This window comes from Pseudomonas sp. 50_B (genome assembly GCF_017491625.1).
Lineage (GTDB): Bacteria > Pseudomonadota > Gammaproteobacteria > Pseudomonadales > Pseudomonadaceae > Aquipseudomonas > Aquipseudomonas danubii.
Genome location: NZ_JAFGYX010000214.1, coordinates 1 through 242, shown reverse-complemented (window position 1 = coordinate 242; position 242 = coordinate 1). Strand labels below are relative to the sequence as shown.

Sequence of the window (242 nt, the reverse complement as noted above, 5' to 3'; positions counted from 1 at the left end):
CGGCCAGCAGGCCCAGCCGCTGATCAAGGACGGGGTGATGTACATGACCGGCTCCTACTCGCGGGTGTTCGCGGTGGACGCGCGCACCGGCAAGAAGCTCTGGCAGTACGATGCGCGCCTGCCGGACAACATTCGCCCGTGCTGCGACGTGGTCAACCGGGGCGCGGCGATCTACGGCGACAAGATCTACTTCGGCACCCTCGACGCCCGGGTCATCGCCCTGGACAAGAACACCGGCAAGG

General features: G+C 66.9%; 1 protein-coding gene. It reads left to right on the top strand.

Annotation, left to right across the window (positions count from 1 at the left end; all coding sequences use genetic code 11):
- The coding region (locus J5M73_RS32210; protein ID WP_207817052.1) for a PQQ-binding-like beta-propeller repeat protein at positions 1-242 on the top strand (242 nt) is incomplete at both ends.